This is a genomic window from Gordonia terrae (assembly GCF_001698225.1).
GTDB lineage: Bacteria > Actinomycetota > Actinomycetes > Mycobacteriales > Mycobacteriaceae > Gordonia > Gordonia terrae.
Map to the genome: position 1 here is coordinate 866,466 of NZ_CP016594.1, position 15,582 is coordinate 882,047.

Annotated in this window: 14 protein-coding genes; 8 read left to right on the forward strand and 6 right to left on the reverse strand. The window is 69.2% G+C overall.

Features of this window, described 5'->3' with window-relative positions:
• Positions 1 to 166 precede the first annotated feature (166 nt).
• The 4 genes from BCM27_RS04050 (at position 167) to BCM27_RS04065 (ending at position 3,440) form a co-directional block, all read left to right on the forward strand.
• Positions 167 to 376 (forward strand): hypothetical protein, encoded by a 210-nt coding sequence (locus BCM27_RS04050; protein WP_004020646.1) that lies wholly within the window; start codon positions 167 to 169, stop codon positions 374 to 376.
• A 91-nt stretch (positions 377 to 467) separates the two neighbouring features.
• The gene (locus tag BCM27_RS04055) at positions 468 to 1,154 is read left to right on the forward strand and encodes a DUF899 domain-containing protein (RefSeq protein WP_004020645.1); all 687 of its coding nucleotides are present in this window, start codon (positions 468 to 470) and stop codon (positions 1,152 to 1,154) included.
• Positions 1,155 to 1,249: 95 nt separating this feature from the next.
• Complete coding sequence (locus tag BCM27_RS04060) at positions 1,250 to 1,972, forward strand: response regulator transcription factor (protein WP_004020644.1); 723 nt, start codon at positions 1,250 to 1,252, stop codon at positions 1,970 to 1,972.
• Entirely contained in the window at positions 1,965 to 3,440 is a 1,476-nt protein-coding gene (locus BCM27_RS04065) for a sensor histidine kinase (RefSeq protein WP_004020643.1), read from the forward strand. The genes BCM27_RS04060 and BCM27_RS04065 overlap by 8 nt, the downstream gene beginning before the upstream one ends.
• Here the strand turns inward: BCM27_RS04065 and BCM27_RS04070 are convergent.
• A complete protein-coding gene (locus tag BCM27_RS04070; protein ID WP_004020642.1) occupies positions 3,437 to 4,276 on the reverse strand; it encodes a hypothetical protein in 840 nt (279 codons plus the stop codon). The two genes, BCM27_RS04065 and BCM27_RS04070, sit on opposite strands and share 4 nt — an antisense overlap.
• Before the next feature lie 17 nt (positions 4,277 to 4,293).
• Entirely contained in the window at positions 4,294 to 5,292 is a 999-nt protein-coding gene (locus BCM27_RS04075; protein WP_004020641.1) for a DNA adenine methylase, read from the reverse strand.
• A 195-nt stretch (positions 5,293 to 5,487) separates the two neighbouring features.
• Between BCM27_RS04075 and BCM27_RS04080 the strand changes: the two genes are divergently transcribed.
• Positions 5,488 to 5,913, forward strand: coding sequence for an HIT family protein (locus BCM27_RS04080; protein WP_004020640.1), 426 nt, complete (start codon positions 5,488 to 5,490; stop codon positions 5,911 to 5,913).
• A 90-nt stretch (positions 5,914 to 6,003) separates the two neighbouring features.
• Here BCM27_RS04080 and BCM27_RS04085 read toward each other — a convergent pair whose 3' ends face one another.
• Positions 6,004 to 8,124 (reverse strand): RecQ family ATP-dependent DNA helicase, encoded by a 2,121-nt coding sequence (locus BCM27_RS04085; protein WP_033206502.1) that lies wholly within the window; start codon positions 8,122 to 8,124, stop codon positions 6,004 to 6,006.
• Between the two features lie 137 nt (positions 8,125 to 8,261).
• Here BCM27_RS04085 and BCM27_RS04090 point away from each other — a divergent pair, with 137 nt between their 5' ends.
• The 3 genes from BCM27_RS04090 (at position 8,262) to purD (ending at position 13,109) form a co-directional block, all read left to right on the forward strand.
• A complete protein-coding gene (locus tag BCM27_RS04090) occupies positions 8,262 to 9,527 on the forward strand; it encodes a bifunctional glycosyltransferase family 2/GtrA family protein (protein ID WP_004020638.1) in 1,266 nt (421 codons plus the stop codon).
• Positions 9,524 to 11,614, forward strand: a complete 2,091-nt coding sequence (locus BCM27_RS04095) for an ArnT family glycosyltransferase (protein ID WP_004020637.1) — start codon at positions 9,524 to 9,526, stop codon at positions 11,612 to 11,614. Before BCM27_RS04090 ends, BCM27_RS04095 begins: the two co-directional genes overlap by 4 nt.
• Positions 11,615 to 11,855: 241 nt before the next feature.
• Positions 11,856 to 13,109, forward strand: coding sequence for a phosphoribosylamine--glycine ligase (gene purD / locus BCM27_RS04100; RefSeq protein WP_174316845.1), 1,254 nt, complete (start codon positions 11,856 to 11,858; stop codon positions 13,107 to 13,109).
• A 75-nt stretch (positions 13,110 to 13,184) separates the two neighbouring features.
• Here purD and BCM27_RS04105 read toward each other — a convergent pair whose 3' ends face one another.
• From BCM27_RS04105 to BCM27_RS04115, 3 genes are all read right to left on the reverse strand, one after another.
• A complete protein-coding gene (locus tag BCM27_RS04105) occupies positions 13,185 to 14,147 on the reverse strand; it encodes an alpha/beta hydrolase (protein ID WP_004020635.1) in 963 nt (320 codons plus the stop codon).
• 81 nt (positions 14,148 to 14,228) lie between these two features.
• On the reverse strand, positions 14,229 to 14,711 hold the full coding sequence (locus BCM27_RS04110) for a nucleoside deaminase (protein ID WP_004020634.1): 483 nt from the start codon (positions 14,709 to 14,711) through the stop codon (positions 14,229 to 14,231).
• Positions 14,712 to 14,767: 56 nt separating this feature from the next.
• Positions 14,768 to 15,523 (reverse strand): DUF6882 domain-containing protein, encoded by a 756-nt coding sequence (locus BCM27_RS04115; RefSeq protein WP_004020633.1) that lies wholly within the window; start codon positions 15,521 to 15,523, stop codon positions 14,768 to 14,770.
• Positions 15,524 to 15,582 lie beyond the last annotated feature (59 nt).

Here is a 15,582-nt window from a genome sequence, read left to right on the forward strand (position 1 = left end):
CGGACCGTTCGCACCGATGGATTCACCGACCGTTCATCCCGCCGCTATCGGTGCTCAACCTCGCGTGACGGCCTGCGCCCGACCCGCCTCCCGGTGTCTTGCTTCCCCCATGGACATCGATGGTGATGGTCAGCGGTTAACAGTGAGAGAACCTACGATGACACCCATGGTTCAGTCGCGACGACAGGTCGATCCCGTCGCACAGGCGCAGGCTCGGGTGCTGGTGGACGAGTTGGAACGCGTCGCCGATTCACTCGTCGACAGCTTGCAGATCGGCCGCGGCGGCGAGAAGGCGCTGCGGACGGCGCGCCGGGAACTCTACGAGGTCCGCGAGCACGTGCGCCGGCTCCAGGCGACGTACGAACTCTTCGGATAGACGGACGCCGCGCCGATGTTCCGATGAATTCGGGAACGACGTCGGGTCTGACCCGGTGAACTGTTGTCATCACCGAGCGAAAGGCACCGTCATGAGTACCGCACTCCCACCCGTGGCCGACCGCGACACCTGGGCGGCGGCGCTGGCCGACCTACGGCGCCGTGAGAAGGCGGCGACCCGCGAACTCGACGCCGTGGCCGCGCAGCGTCGTCGGCTCCCGATGGTCGAGATGGACGACTACGTCCTCACCGGGCCCGACGGTCCGGTTCGACTGGTCGACATCTTCGACGGGCGCGCACAGCTGATCGTCTACAACCACATGTGGACCGACCGCGCGCGCTTCCAATGCCCGGGTTGTACCGGCTTCACCACGCAGTTCAGCCGGCTCGACTATCTCGCCGACTACGACGCGCGATTCGTCATCATCACGCCCGGGCCCATCGACGAGGCCCTGGCGTACCGGGAGCGCGTCGGCAATCGCATGGACTGGTACTCCTCGGCGGGCACCACCTTTTCCGCCGACGTCGACGCCGCGCCGGGGGAGGGATTCGCCCTGAACGTCTTCCTCCGGGACGGGGACACCGTGTATCGCACCTGGCACTCGACGGGACGCGGTACCGAACAGCTCGGCTTCACGTTCGGGCTCCTCGACGTCCTGCCCTACGGGCGTCAGGAGGAGTGGCAGGATTCACCGGACGGATGGCCCCAGAGCCCGACCTACTCGCGATGGCGCGGTTCCGAGGAGATCGCCGCGGCGTACGGTGACCCCGACGCGTGACCCCTCGCTCGTCGCAGAATCCGCTGGTCAGCGTTCACAGGAACCTCCCAGCATGCCGACAGTGAGGTACCAGGCCGTGCTGGGAGGGTGGTCGTGTGAGTGAAGCGGCGAAACAGAACAGCACACGCGGCGCGAAGGTTCTCGTGGTCGACGACGAGGAGAACATCCGCCAATTGTTGTCGGTGTCCCTGAAGTTCCAGGGATACGAGGTCGAGACCGCTGCCGACGGTCCGGCGGCCCTCGACCGGTGCCGCGTCGCCAAACCCGACGTCCTCGTCCTCGACGTGATGATGCCGGGGATGGACGGGTTCGGATTGTTGCGACGCCTACGCGCCGACGGCGTCTCGGCTCCCGCGCTGTTCCTGTCGGCGCGCGACACGGTGGAAGACAAGATCAACGGTCTGACCATCGGTGGCGACGATTACGTGACCAAGCCGTTCAGCCTCGAGGAGGTCGTGGCCCGCCTGCAGGTATTGCTGCGGCGCAGCGGTTTCGACGAGCAGCAACGTACGTCGTCGAAGATCACCTTCGCCGACATCGAACTCGATGACGAGACCCACGAGGTGTTCAAGGCGGGCGAGCTGGTCGCGCTCTCGCCGACGGAGTTCACCCTGCTGCGGTACTTCATGGTCAACGCGGGCACGGTCCTGTCGAAACCCCGTATCCTCGACCATGTCTGGAATTACGACTTCGGCGGTGAGGTGAACGTCGTCGAATCCTACGTCTCATACCTGCGGCGCAAGCTGGACACCGGGGACAAGCGGCTCATCCACACCCTGCGCGGCGTCGGCTACGTGATGCGTGAGCCCCGTGACTGATCCGACGGCGACGAGCGCAGGTCGAAAGACGCGCAAGTGCGGTGTCCCACTGCAGATCTCGCTGGTGGCCCTGACCGTGTTGCTCGTCGTCCTCGGGCTGCTCGCCTCCGGTGTGGCGGTGACCTCGTCGATGCGCCAGGATCTGATCGCCCGCGCCGACGACGGGTTGGAGAATGCCGTACGGACGTGGGCCGAGCCCCGTGGATTCCTCGGCGACGGTCCGGGCCCACCCGGCCCGCGCAGGCCGCCGTCGCCCTACTACGTCGAGTCCGTGGTCTACGGGCCCGGAGGGGTGTCGGCCGACAATGTCTACAACCAGTTCGACGACGCCCCCGACCTCGGTGGCTTGACCGACGACGACGCCGGACCCGTCACCGTCCCGTCCGTCGACGGCGACGGGCCGCAATGGCGGGTCATCACACGCAGCAACAGCTTCGGAAGATCCGTCGTCGCCACACCGATGTCCGACATCGACGACACGGTGAGCAGGCTGATCTGGCTGCAGCTCGCGATCGGCGCGCTGGTCGTCCTGCTCATCGGGGTGCTGAGTTATGTCCTGGTGCGCACGAGTCTGCGCCCGCTCCGTCGTGTCGAGGAGACCGCCCACGAGATCGCGGAGGGAAATCTGACGCGACGCGTGCCACCGGCGCCGCCGAACACCGAGGTCGGCAGCCTGTCGGACTCGCTGAACCGGATGCTCGGGCAGATCCAGCACGCCTTCGCCACGACCGCGGCGTCCGAACAACAGGCACGCGCCTCCGAGGAGCGGATGCGCCGCTTCGTCGCCGACGCCAGCCACGAATTGCGGACTCCGCTCACGTCCATCAAGGGTTTCGCCGAACTCTATTCGCAGGGCGGAGTTCCCGACGTGACCGACGCGATGCGACGCATCGACGACGAGGCCGGTCGGATGAACCTGCTGGTCGAGGACCTGCTGATGCTCGCGCGACTCGATGCCGCGCGTCCCGTCGATTCCGCGCCCGTGGACCTCCTCGGTCTGGCCGCCGACGCCGTGCAGAGCGCACGTGTCGCCGCGCCCGAACGCGAGATCCGGCTCGACGTCGTTCCGGGCGACCGGCCGCCGGTCGTCCTCGGGGACGGGCCGCGTCTCGTGCAGGTGCTGCGGAATCTCATCGGCAACGCCGTGAACCACACACCGCCAGACGCCTCCATCACGGTCGGGGTGGCAGTCGACGACGGTACCGACTACAGGACGAACGCCGGTGAGGCGGTGCTCACCGTCGCCGACACCGGTCCGGGAATCTCGGCGGAGGATGCCGAGCACGTCTTCGAGCGCTTCTACCGCGGTGACTCCTCGCGGCACCGGGGCTCCGGCGGTGGCAGCGGTCTCGGCCTGTCGATCGTCGCCGCCCTGGTGGCGGCGCACGGGGGCCGAGTGGGTGTCGACACCAGTCCCGGTGCGGGAGCGACGTTCTGGGTACGGTTGCCGCTCGCGGACGCCGTCTAGATCAACCGGCGCAGCTTGGCGAACTCGGTGACGTCGTCGCGGAATCGGTCGAGTCCGACGAGCGTGTACATCCCGTCGATCTGGCGCGTGACCCACAGCTGATGGATGCGGCGAAGGTCGGATTGCCGTGACTTCCAGCCGATTCCGTCGATCACGGCGAGAACCAGTTGGGTCGGCAGCCGAACCTCGGCCATTTCCTCGATCTCGCGGACCGCGTCGGTCAGCTTGGAACCGGTCGAGTCGAAGCCCTTGGCCGCGACGACGATGTCGGCAGATGACGGATCGCCCACGATCAGGTCGGCGGGTGCGGTCCGTCCGTTGCGTCCCGCGAATCGCGAACGGGTGACGTAGTCGAGTCCGATGTCGCGGGCGATGTCCTCGATCTCGTCCTCGATGCGTCGACCCGAGGCGCCCGCGCGGGTGGCGGTCGCGCGGGTCCCGGCGCGGGCCACGAGGATGTCGGCGAAGGTGAACGTGCGGGACAGCTGGGTGCGCAGCATGCGGACGAGGTCGAACTCGGTGTCGAGCCAGGTCACCAGGTCGACCGGCTGCGTCCGCGCCAGCGCATGCCAGCCGCTGGTGTCGAAGCGGTCGCGCAGGGCGTTCTTCAGCTTCTCCTGGGACAGCCCGACCGCGAGTCCGAGGACCGGCACGTCGGTGGGGTTGTCGCGCACCCAGGCCGCCAGGCCCGCGATGTCGGTGTCGAGCAGTTCGCCGAGGCGCGCGGTGGCCTGGGTTATCCGCTCGGCCTCCGGCGTCGATGCGGTCGGATCGACGTGAGAGGTCAACCGCCCCAGGGATGCCAGGTAGTCGTCGAAGTCGCCCGCGGTGCTCATCGGTGTCGTGTCGCCGGTCAGTCCCGGCCGATGAACAGGTACTCGCTGACGTCGCGCCGCGTCGCGGCCGCGTGGGTGCCGAAGCTGTACTTGTGGTCGATCGCGATGACCTCCACCGACGGCTTGACCTTCCCGAGCAGGTCGACGATGCGGTCCTTGCCCGGCAACGCATTCGACGAGTACGACAGCACGATGGCGCCGGCGTCCTCGAAATGCTCGAAGGTGCGCAACAGGGCGTCCTCGATGGTCCGCTTGTAGGCGAACGGGGTGAAGCGCTTCGGCAGCTTCTTGGTCTTGGTGTTCTCCATGATGCTCATGCCGCGCCAGTAGGCCGACAGGCCCTCGAGAAAGTGGTAGCGCTTGATGTAGTCGTTGTCGTCGGTCGGTGGGGCGTACGGGGGATCGAGGTAGACCAGATCCGGTGGTGCGGACCACGGCAGTTCGAGGTCGAAGATGTCGCCCTGGACGCTCCGGCTGCTGCGTGCGTTGCTGAACACCGTGGCGTTGTAGTCCCCGGCTGCGCGCAGACGGAAGTGGTCGCGCAGGGACATCGTCAGGTCACGCCGGCCATCGGCGTACCGCGTCGAGTCGGTGAACGTGAACACCCCTCGGGGCTGTTTGCGCGCCGCCGAGAGCACCAGGGCGGCGATCGCGAGGTCGCGCCGGTAGCCGCGCAGGGCATCGACGTGCGACCACGCCGAGTCCAGGAACGCCCGGTCCTCGGTGGTGAAGTACAGGCCGTCGAAGGTCCGTGAGATGTAGTCGCGGTCGTCGGCGGGGGGACCGCAGATGGCCTCGATGAGTTCGGGCTCGAGCCGGACACTCGAATTGGCCACCGACGCGCGGGTGATGATGTGCGGGAAGTTGAGGAAGTCGTTGCTGACGACCTCGAAACCCTGCGCCTTCAGGAGATAGGACACCACCCCGGAACCGGAGAACGCATCGACCGCGGTGGACCCGCCGATCTCGGCGAAGGTGCGCTCGAGGTGGGGGAGCAGGCGGTACTTCGAACCCATGTACCGAAGGCGTGGGAACCGCTGGGCGCGGGCCAGGACGTCGCTGGATCCGACGACGGCTCGGGAGGTGCGTCCCGTCCCGGATGATTCTGGCCCACTCACATCGAAAAGGATGTCATGGACCCCCGACAGTCGGCCGCAGACAGTCCGGCTGCGAGACGTCCGGGACATCAAGGGCCGTTTAGACTCGGGCCCATGGCATCGGTCTTCAGCATGATCATCAACGGCGATCTCCCCGGTCGATTCGTCTGGAAGGACGGCGAAGCGGTCGCGTTCCTCACCATCGAGCCGGTCACGCCCGGTCACGTGCTGGTGGTTCCGCGCGCCGAGGTCGATCACTGGGAGCAGATGGACACCGCCGCATTCGCCCATCTCAGCGCGGTCGCGCAGAACGTGGGTCGCGCGGTGAAGGACGCCTTCGACGCGCCTCGGATGGGTCTGCTCATCGCCGGCCTCGAGGTTCCGCACGTGCACGTCCACGTGTTTCCGGCGCTGTCGATGCAGACCTTCGACCTCGCCAATGCGAACAAAAACGCCCGTCCCGAGGACCTCGATGCTGCGGCCGAGAAGATCCGCGCGAGCCTGCGTTCCCTCGGCTACGGCGAGTACGTGGCCGACTGACCCGACCGTCTGCAAACCCACCACTTTTCGGCAAACCCACCCCGTCTCAGGGTGCTGGGTTTGCCGAAAAGGGGTGGGTTTGCGGAGGGCTCACACCGTCCGGTGGATGAGGAGTGGTAGTACCGCGGTCGCGCCCGCCTCACGAAGGGCGGCGGCGGCCAGGGTGATCGGCCAGCCCGAACTGTTGGCGTCGACCACGAGCATGACGTTGCGGCCCGCGACCTCGGGCGGGTCGCCGAGATGGTCCCGCCAGTAGGCGGCCTCGACCGCGCCGGTCGCGTCGGTGGGTGGATCACCCATCCGCACGGGGAAGCTGCCGCCCTCGCGTTTCCCGACCGTCCGCAGGTGGTCGGCCAGGGTCTCGGCGAGCGTGGTGCCGGTCAGACGCAGGGACACGATGAGGTCGGCGCGGACGCCGGTGTCGCGCACCCACGCGGCCAGCGTGGCGACCGCGGCGTCGCCCAGTTCGGCGACCGCACGCTCGTTTCCGTTGCGTGCGGCGGCGAGCACCTCGACCCACTCGGGGGCGTCGGCGTGTGCCAGGACGCGTCCCGGCGCGGCCAGCAGGTCCGCGGGAATCCGTCCGCGACGCCCGAATTCGCCGCCGGGCCACATCTTTCGGGGGTCCAGGGTCTGGGCCTTGCGGCGCAGCGTGGAGGTCACGGTGCGCACGGTCTCGTCGTCGACGGTGTCGGTGAGACCGTCGCTGAGGGCGCCCCGGCAGACCGAGCAGCGCCCGCAGTCCGCGGCCTGCGGGTCGTCGAGCGATTCGGTCAGCAGCCGCATCAGGCAGGTGCGCCCCGCGATGTATGCGCGCATGATGTCGGCCTCACGCCGGCGCACGGCGAGGATGCCGTCGTAGTGCGCGGCGTCGTAGGTCCAGGGCTTGCCGGTGACGACCCACCCGTCGGGGGTCCGGTCGGTCACGCCGTCCACCGCCAGCTGCTTGAGCATCAACTCGATCCGGGTGCGGCGGAATCGGGTCGCGGCCTCGAGCTGAACCACCGACTGCGGCTCGTCCGCGGACTCGAGCGCGGCGAGCAGATCACGCATCTTGTCCGGGTCGGGAATCGTCGCGGTGGCGAAGTGGTCCCAGATCCGGTCGTCGGTCTGCGACGCCAGCAGCATCACGACGGCATCGTCGAGGGCGCGTCCGGCACGGCCGACCTGCTGGTAGTAGGAGACCGGCGACGGTGGTGATCCGACATGCACCACGAAGCCGAGATCTGGTTTGTCGTAACCCATTCCGAGCGCCGACGTCGCGACCAGCGCCTTGACCTCGTTGCGCAGCAACGCGTCTTCGAGTTCGTGGCGGCGGTCGGCGTCGAGCTGGCCGGTGTAGGCCGCCACCGCGACGGCGTCGCCATGGACCGCACGGATGGCCTCGACCAGGCGGTCGGCGTCGGCGACCGTCAGCACATACACGATGCCCGATCCCGGGAGAGCGGGCAGCGACTGCGCCACCCACCCGTACCGCTGGACCGGGGAGAGGCCGTCGAGAACGTTGAGATGCAGAGATTTTCGCGCCAGCGGCCCGCGGAGGACGAGGGTGGGCTCCCCTGCGGTACCGGCGTCGAGCTGGGCGGCGACGTCCTCGGTGACACGGGCGTTGGCGGTGGCGGTGGTGGCCAGGACCGGTGTCGTCGGGTTGACGGTGCGCAACACGTCGGCGACCCGACGGTAGTCGGGGCGGAAGTCGTGACCCCAGTCGGAGACCGCGTGCGCCTCGTCGATGACGAGTAGTCCCAGGTTGCCGGCGAGGGCGTCGAGGACCCGGCGGCCGAATCCCGGGTTGGCGAGCCGCTCCGGCGACACGAGCAGGACGTCGAGGTCGCCCGCGCGCAACTGTGCCTCGATCGTCGACCACTCGTCGACGTTGGACGAGTTGAGCGTCGCCGCCGACAACCCACCGCGGGCGGCGGCCGCGACCTGGTCGCGCATGAGGGACAGCAGCGGCGACACGATGAGGGTCGGCCCACCGCCGCCCGCCCGGATGATCGCGGTCGCCGACCAGTAGACCGCCGATTTGCCCCACCCCGTCGCCTGGACCACCAGTACGCGCGCGCCGCGTTCGGTGGGATCGGCGGGGCGTCCGGCCAGCGCGGTCACGGCCCGGAGCTGGTCGTCACGCAGCGCGGCGCCCTCACCGGCCAGGCTGGTGATGACGCGGTTGGCGGCGGTCAGCTGGTCCGGGGCGAGGGTTGCGGCCATGCGCCCCAATGTAGTGGCGCCCCCGGACACGCCGGCGTTCTCCGTCCACACGCCCCGGTCACACCGGGTATGCGTTCACAGGAACCTGGCAGGTCGTACGCAGAGTGACCCGAGGCTGGGATCCGACAGTGATCCACATGACCCCAGAAGCACCGCCGGGCGCCACGGCGCAGACCTACACACTGACCGACAGTTCCACGCCGAATCCGGTACTCGACATCGTGGTCCCCGTCTACAACGAACAGGCCGACATCGCGGCGTCGGTGCGTCGCCTCGCCGACCACCTGCGCCTCCACGTGCCCTACGCTTCGCGGATCACCGTCGCCGACAACGCGAGCACCGACGACACGCTCGCCATCGCCGTCGCACTGGCGGGCGAGCTCGACGGCGTGCGGGTCGTCCACCTGGAGCAGAAGGGACGCGGCCGTGCGCTGAGCGCGGTGTGGCAGCACAGTGACGCCGAGATCGTCGCCTACTGCGACGTCGACCTGTCGACCGATCTCAACGCACTCATGCCGCTCATCGCCCCGCTCGTCTCGCGGCATTCCGACATCGCGATCGGGACGCGCCTCAGCCGGTCCGCACGCGTCGTCCGGGGACCCAAGCGCGAGTTCATCTCCCGCTCTTACAACCTGATGCTGCGGACCGCGATGGGCGCCAGGTTCTCCGACGCGCAGTGCGGGTTCAAGGCCATGCGCACCGACATCGCGCGCGAACTGCTGCCGTTCGTCGCCGACACCGGCTGGTTCTTCGACACCGAACTGCTGGTCCTCGCCGAACAGATCGGTCTGCGCATCGCGGAGGTGCCGGTGGACTGGATCGACGACCCCGACAGCACCGTCGACATCGTGCCGACGGCGATCGCCGACCTGAAAGGTTGTGCGCGCGTGGGTCTCGCGCTGGCGATGGGCCGGCTGCCGATCGCGCAACTGCGTGCGTCCATCGGCCGGGACCGGGCCGCCGGACCACAGCTCGACGGGGTGCCGACGGGGATGGTCGGCCAGCTGGCACGTTTCTGCGTGGTGGGCGTGGCCTCCACGCTGGCCTACGCGATGCTGTTCCTGGCGCTCCACTCGTTCCTCGGCGCCCAAGTCTCGAACGTGGTCGCCCTCGCGATCACCGCCGTCCTCAACACCGCCGCCAATCGGCGGTTCAGCTTCGGCATCCGCGGTCGCGACAACGCCTTGCGCCACCAGCTCTTCGGGCTGGGCGTCTTCCTGTTCGGCTGGCTGGTGACCTCGGGGGCGCTGCTGGTGCTCCACATCGCCGCTCCCGACGCGACCAAACACATCGAACTGGTGATCCTGGTGACCGCGAACCTGGTGGCCACCCTCACCCGGTTCATCGGTCTGCGCTGGGTGTTCCGCAAGGCGCCGGCTCACCACACGGAGGTCGTCGCATGAGCACCACTCTCGTGTCCCCGGCGAATCCGGTTGCGCCCGAGGATGCCTCGGGCGTGCGGCGTCCGGCGTCGGAGAACTCGCGCCTGGAACGCATCTCGCTGACACTGCTGCTGGTCGGCACCACGGTCGCGTACCTGTGGAACCTGTCGATCAACGGGTGGGCCAACTCCTTCTACTCGGCGGCCATCCAGGCCGGCTCCCAGTCGTGGAAGGCGTGGTTCTTCGGGTCGTCGGACATGGCGAACTCCATCACCGTCGACAAACCGCCTGCCTCACTCTGGATTCCGGGCCTCAGTGCCCGGATCTTCGGGGTCAACTCGTGGTCGATCCTGGTGCCCGAGGCGCTGATGGGCGTCGCCTCGGTGGCGCTGCTCTACCTGATCACCCGGAAGTACCTGGGCCACTGGGCCGGCATCTTCGCGGGGGTGATCCTCGCGGTGACACCGGTTGCGGCGATGATGTTCCGCTTCGACAACCCCGAGGCGCTGCTCATCCTGCTGATGATCGCGGCCGTCTGGTCGATGATGAAGGGGCTCGAGGACGGTCGCTGGCGATGGCTGATCCTGACCGGGGTGTTCGTCGGGTTCGGCTTCCTGACCAAGCAGCTCCAGGTCATGCTGATCGTGCCGCCGCTTGCGGTCACCTACCTCGCCTTCGGTCCACGCGGCTGGTTGCGCCGGGTCGGGCAGCTGTTCGCCGCGCTGGGCGCGATGCTCGTCAGCGCGGGCTGGTGGATTCTGGCGGTCGAGCTGTGGCCCGCGTCGTCGCGGCCGTATATCGGTGGCTCGCAGAACAACTCGATCCTCGAACTGACCCTCGGTTACAACGGCCTCGGCCGGCTCAACGGCAACGAGACCGGTGCCGTCGTCCCCGGTGGTGGAAACGCCATGGAGGGCATGGGCGGCGGACCGGGCGGTCCCGGCGGTGGCGGCGGTATGTGGGGGGAGACCGGCTTACTCCGGATGTTCGAACCCGCGCAGGGCGGTCAGATCGCCTGGCTGATCCCGACGGGACTGATCCTCGCCGCGGTGGCGCTCATCCTCATCGGGAAGGCCCGACGGACCGACCCGCGTCGCGCGTACCTGGTCGTCTGGGCACTCTGGCTGCTGGTCACGATGGGTGTCTTCAGCTTCATGGCCGGGATCTTCCACCAGTACTACACCGCAGCGCTGGCTCCCGCGGTCGCCGCGGTCGTCGCCGGCGGCGCGGCGGTCTGCTGGTCGCACCGGGACCGGTTGTGGGTGCGGATCGCACTGGGGATCTCCGTCGCGGTCGCCGCGGTCTGGGGCTATGTCCTGCTCGATCGCACGCCCGACTTCGTGCCGTGGCTCCGGTACGCCGTCCTCGTCCTCGGACTCGCCGCGGCGATGGCCATGGTCGTCGCCCAGCGTCGGGCCATCGCGGCCGCCGCCCTCATCGGGGCCGTCATGGCCGGCCTGGCCGGCCCGGTCGCCTACACCGTCGACACCATCGCGACCGAGAAGAGCGGCTCCATCATCTCCGCGGGTCCGCGTGTCGAGGGCGAGTTCGGTCCCGGTGGTGGTGGACCGGGCGGTCCCGGTGGACGCGGAGGCCCGGGTGGACCCGGCGGTCGGGGCATGCCCGGCACGCCCCCGCAGGGCATGGGTGGCCCCGGTGGCCAGGGACCGACCGGACTGGGCGGTCCGAGTGCGAACGGCACCGACGGCCGCGGGGGCGACGGCGGGGGGCTGCTGCGCGGCTCGACACCCTCGACGGCCATCGTGGACACGCTCAGCGCCGACGCCGATGACTACACCTGGGTGGCCGCCGCCGTGGGATCGATGTCGGCCTCCGGCTACCAGCTGGAGACCGGTCACTCGGTGATGCCCATCGGCGGATTCAACGGCAGCGATCCGTCGCCGACCCTGGCCGAATTCCAAGAGCTCGTGGCCGCCAAGAAGGTCCACTACTTCATCGGTGGCGGCTTCGGTCCCGGCATGGGTGGCGGTATGGGTGGGAACTCGAACCAACCGTCGTCGCAGATCAGCACCTGGGTGCAGGAGAACTTCGTCGCCGTCACCGTCGACGGCGTGACCATGTACGACCTCACCCAGCCCACGAGCTGACTGTCGCAGCCCGGCGGACCGCAGTAGGTGTTGCCACCCCGACGCCCCTCCGCCCCCTGAGGTGCGAGGAGCGATAGCGACGAGCCTCGAAGGGTCTGGCGACGCATCTCACCAGGACCCTTCGAGGCTCGCTTCGCTCGCACCTCAGGGAGCGGGACGGGTCGTTGCCCGGCATGTTGCTGCTGTTCGGCGTCGTGCCCGTGGGCAAAGCCGTGGGGACCGACCGTTTAGAGTCATGGACGTGCGCGTACTCGTGATCGGCTCGGGCGGCCGCGAACATGCCCTTCTCATCGGTCTGGCGAACGATCCGGCGGTCACCGACCTGCACGTCGCCCCGGGGAACGCCGGCACCTCGTCGATCGCCACGAACCATCCCGTCGACGCCGTCTCCGGCGACGCGGTCGTGAAGCTGGCACGCGAGGTCGGTGCCGACCTCGTGGTCATCGGCCCCGAGGTGCCCCTGGTCCTCGGAGTCGCCGACGCCCTGCGCGCGGCCGGGATCGCGACGTTCGGCCCGAGTGCCGAGGCTGCCCAGATCGAGGGGTCGAAGGCGTTCGCGAAGGACGTCATGAAGGCCGCGGGGGTCACGACCGCCCACGCCGAGATCGTCGACAATCCCGCCCGGCTCGACGCCGCACTCGACCGCTTCGGCCCGACCTGGGTGGTCAAGGACGACGGTCTCGCCGCGGGCAAGGGCGTCGTCGTCACCACAGACCGTGACGTCGCCCGCGACCACGCCGCCGAGTGCCTCGAGAGCGGGCACCCGGTGCTGCTGGAGAGCTTCCTCGACGGGCCGGAGGTGTCGCTGTTCTGTCTCGTCGACGGCGAGACCGTGGTGCCGTTGCTGCCCGCGCAGGACCACAAGCGCGTCGGCGACGACGACGCCGGCCCCAACACCGGCGGCATGGGTGCCTACACGCCGCTGCCCTGGCTGCCCGCGGAGATGACCGCGCGCATCGTCGACGAGGTCGTGAAACCCGTTGCTGCCGAGATGGTTCGGCGCGGTATCCCGTTCTCCGGTCTGCTGTACGCCGGCCTGGCGATCGGATCGGACGGACCCGCCGTCGTCGAGTTCAACTGTCGCTTCGGTGATCCGGAGACCCAGGCGGTGCTGGCCCTGCTCGACTCTCCGCTCGGACAGGCGCTGCACGCGACCGCAACCGGGACGCTCGCCGACCTGCCGCCGCTGCAGTGGCGTGACGGTGCCGCGGTCACGGTGGTTGTCGCGGCCGAGAACTACCCCGGCAAGCCGCGCACCGGCGACGTCATCACCGGCGCCGACACCGACGGGGTGCTGCACGCCGGCACCGCGCGCAATGCCGACGGCGCCGTCGTCTCCTCCGGTGGGCGGGTGCTCGCGGTGGTGGGTACCGGCGCCGACCTCGCCGAAGCCCGCGAGCAGGCCTACGCGCGGATCGCGGGCATCAAGCTCCCCGGTTCGCACTTCCGCAGCGACATCGGGCGCAACGCCCTCGAGGGCCGGATCAGCATTTGAGTCTCGCTCGCATCGTCCGTTCCCGATCACCCCGAATCGGTTGAGCGCGAACGGAACACGTGAGCGAATCCCGAGTCAGACCGCCAGGTTCCGTCCGAGGAACTCCACCTGCTCGGGAAGGACACTGCGCCAGTAACGGTTGGTGTGTCCGCCGGCCGCGGTCCCGAACGCGGCCGGCGGCCGGAGTCCGGCGGCCCACTGGCGCGTGTAGGTGTAGAACTGGTCGCTCGAGCCGATGTTGATCAGCAGCGGGATCTTCGCGAACTTCGGCTGCGCGCCGAACAGCGAGTTGGCCTGGTAGTCGGCGATGCCGTCGAAGGCGCGCGGCGGGAAGTTGCGCGGGTCGGCCCACATCGCGGGCGAGCTGACGGCCACGGCGGCGACGCGCGGTGCGCCCAGCATCGCGGCCAGACGCAGCGCACCGTAGCCGCCCATCGACCAGCCGAAGAGTCCGATCCGCTCGGTGGACAGGTTGAGTTTCGGGTCGCTCGCCAGCATCGGCAGGAACTCGTCGAGGACCATCGCGCCGCCATCGGTGCCGTCGGTGCGCCGGTGGTAGTAATTGCGCCCGATGTCGGCGGCCGCCAGAGCGAACGGCGCATTGCCTGCGTCGACGTACTGCTGCATCACGGTCTGCATCTCGAGCTTCGGCCCGAAGATCGATTGCTCGTTGGTGTTCAGCGCGTGCAGTACGACGACGACGGGCAGGGTGCCTGTCACGCCGTTGGGGCGGGCGACGGCCCACCTGGTGTCGCGCCCACCCATCCGCGCAGACCGGAAGCTGCCGGTGACCAGCGGCGGGCCCCCGGTGACCGGGGGTGGGGACGCCTCGACCGGCAGTTCGTCGTCGGCCCGGCCCTCCAGCTTGCGCGGCTGTACGGACGTCGGCGGGGTCGAACCCGAGCATGCGGCGACGCCGAGCGCAGCGGCGCCGAGTCCGGCGGCCAGGACAGCACGACGGCCGACGGGCGAGCGGCCGTTGTCGTCGGGCCTGCTGCGCTCGTCGGTATCGCTGGTCGGTGGTGTCACTCGGGTCATCGAGTCAACAGGGTAGTAGCCGACCCCCGGCTCGCCGCAACGGATCGTCGACCGACGCGCATCGATGTGAGGAATCTCCTTTCAGCTGTGCTGCCAGAAACCGGCATGCACCTCCCGTGCGGCGTCGAGAGCGAACGGGCCGCGGACGACGATCGGCCGGCTGCCCGCCTCGAAGATCCGGCGGCACGGCATCGCCAGTGTCGGATTCGCCGGGTCGTCGCCGGTCATCTCCCGCAGTTCGTCCTCACCGAGTGCGTAGACGACCGTACCGATCCCGGCCCAGTAGATCGCTCCGGCACACATCGCGCACGGTTCGGTGCTGGTGTAGAGCGTCAGCCCGCCGCGGGTGACGAGGTCGAGGTGCCCGACCGCGCGTACGACGTTGGTCTCGGCGTGCCCGGTCGGGTCACCTGCGGTGTCGACGGTGTTCATGCCCTCGGCCACCACGCCCCCGTCCGGGGCGACCAGGAGCGAACCGAACGGGTGATCGCCGCGCGCGCGGGCCTCGGCGGCCAGCTCGATCGCGCGTCGGAGATGGGTGTCGTCGCGACTGTCGGGGGACATGTCCCCGATGGTCGCATGGGTCGCCGGTGATGCGGGCCCGGTGCGGGATGCGCGGCTCAGTGCTGCCCGACGAGCTCGCAGCTGAAGTCGATCGGCCGCGCGCGCCGGTCGAACTCCACGTGCGCCACCGACTCGCCGTCGGTGACGTCGCAGATCGGCGATCGGCCGCCGTCGGTGCCTGCCCGCCAGCTGATGTGCCATCCGCGCCGCGCGGCCATCCCGTGGATCGCCACCCGATGATCGTTGACCGCAAGAGATCTCATCACGGTCGGCATCGTCGTGGCGAAGTCGGCGAAGCTCGGCTCGGGGAGTGCGACGTCGTCGAGGAGGTACACGGCGAGTTCCCCGTCGTCGAGCCGTCCCGTCCAGTAGGGACTGATCCCGGTGCTCTCGACCGCGGCGGCGGCGACGATGTCGATCGCCTGCGCCCGGCAGTCGATGACCTCGTCGCGAGACAGGTTGGGCGGCAACGGTACCCGAGGCGTCGCGAAGTCGTCGACGCCGAATCGGGCGCCCACGTCCCGCAGCGCCGAGGCGGGGCCGGACGGTTCGCCGCGTGGATGGGCCCACCCCCACACGATCGCGTCCGCCTCGATCACCGCGATCAGGGTGGCGCGCGACCGGACCGAGTCGTGGTGCCCGTCTTGACCGGTGGGGGCAGTGGCGGTGAAGACGACGGCCCGCTCGGCGGGGTCGCAGCGCGCCTCGAAGCTGCCCAGCCGTTCGCGGAGGTGATCGGCGAACGCGACCTGTCGCAGACAGGTGTAGAGCGCCGCGTAATCGGCGACAGCGTGGAGGCCGTCGAACTGCATGCGCTCACGGTAACCGCGGGCCCGGTCGTCGTACCCCGGTGTCCGATGTCCGACTGACG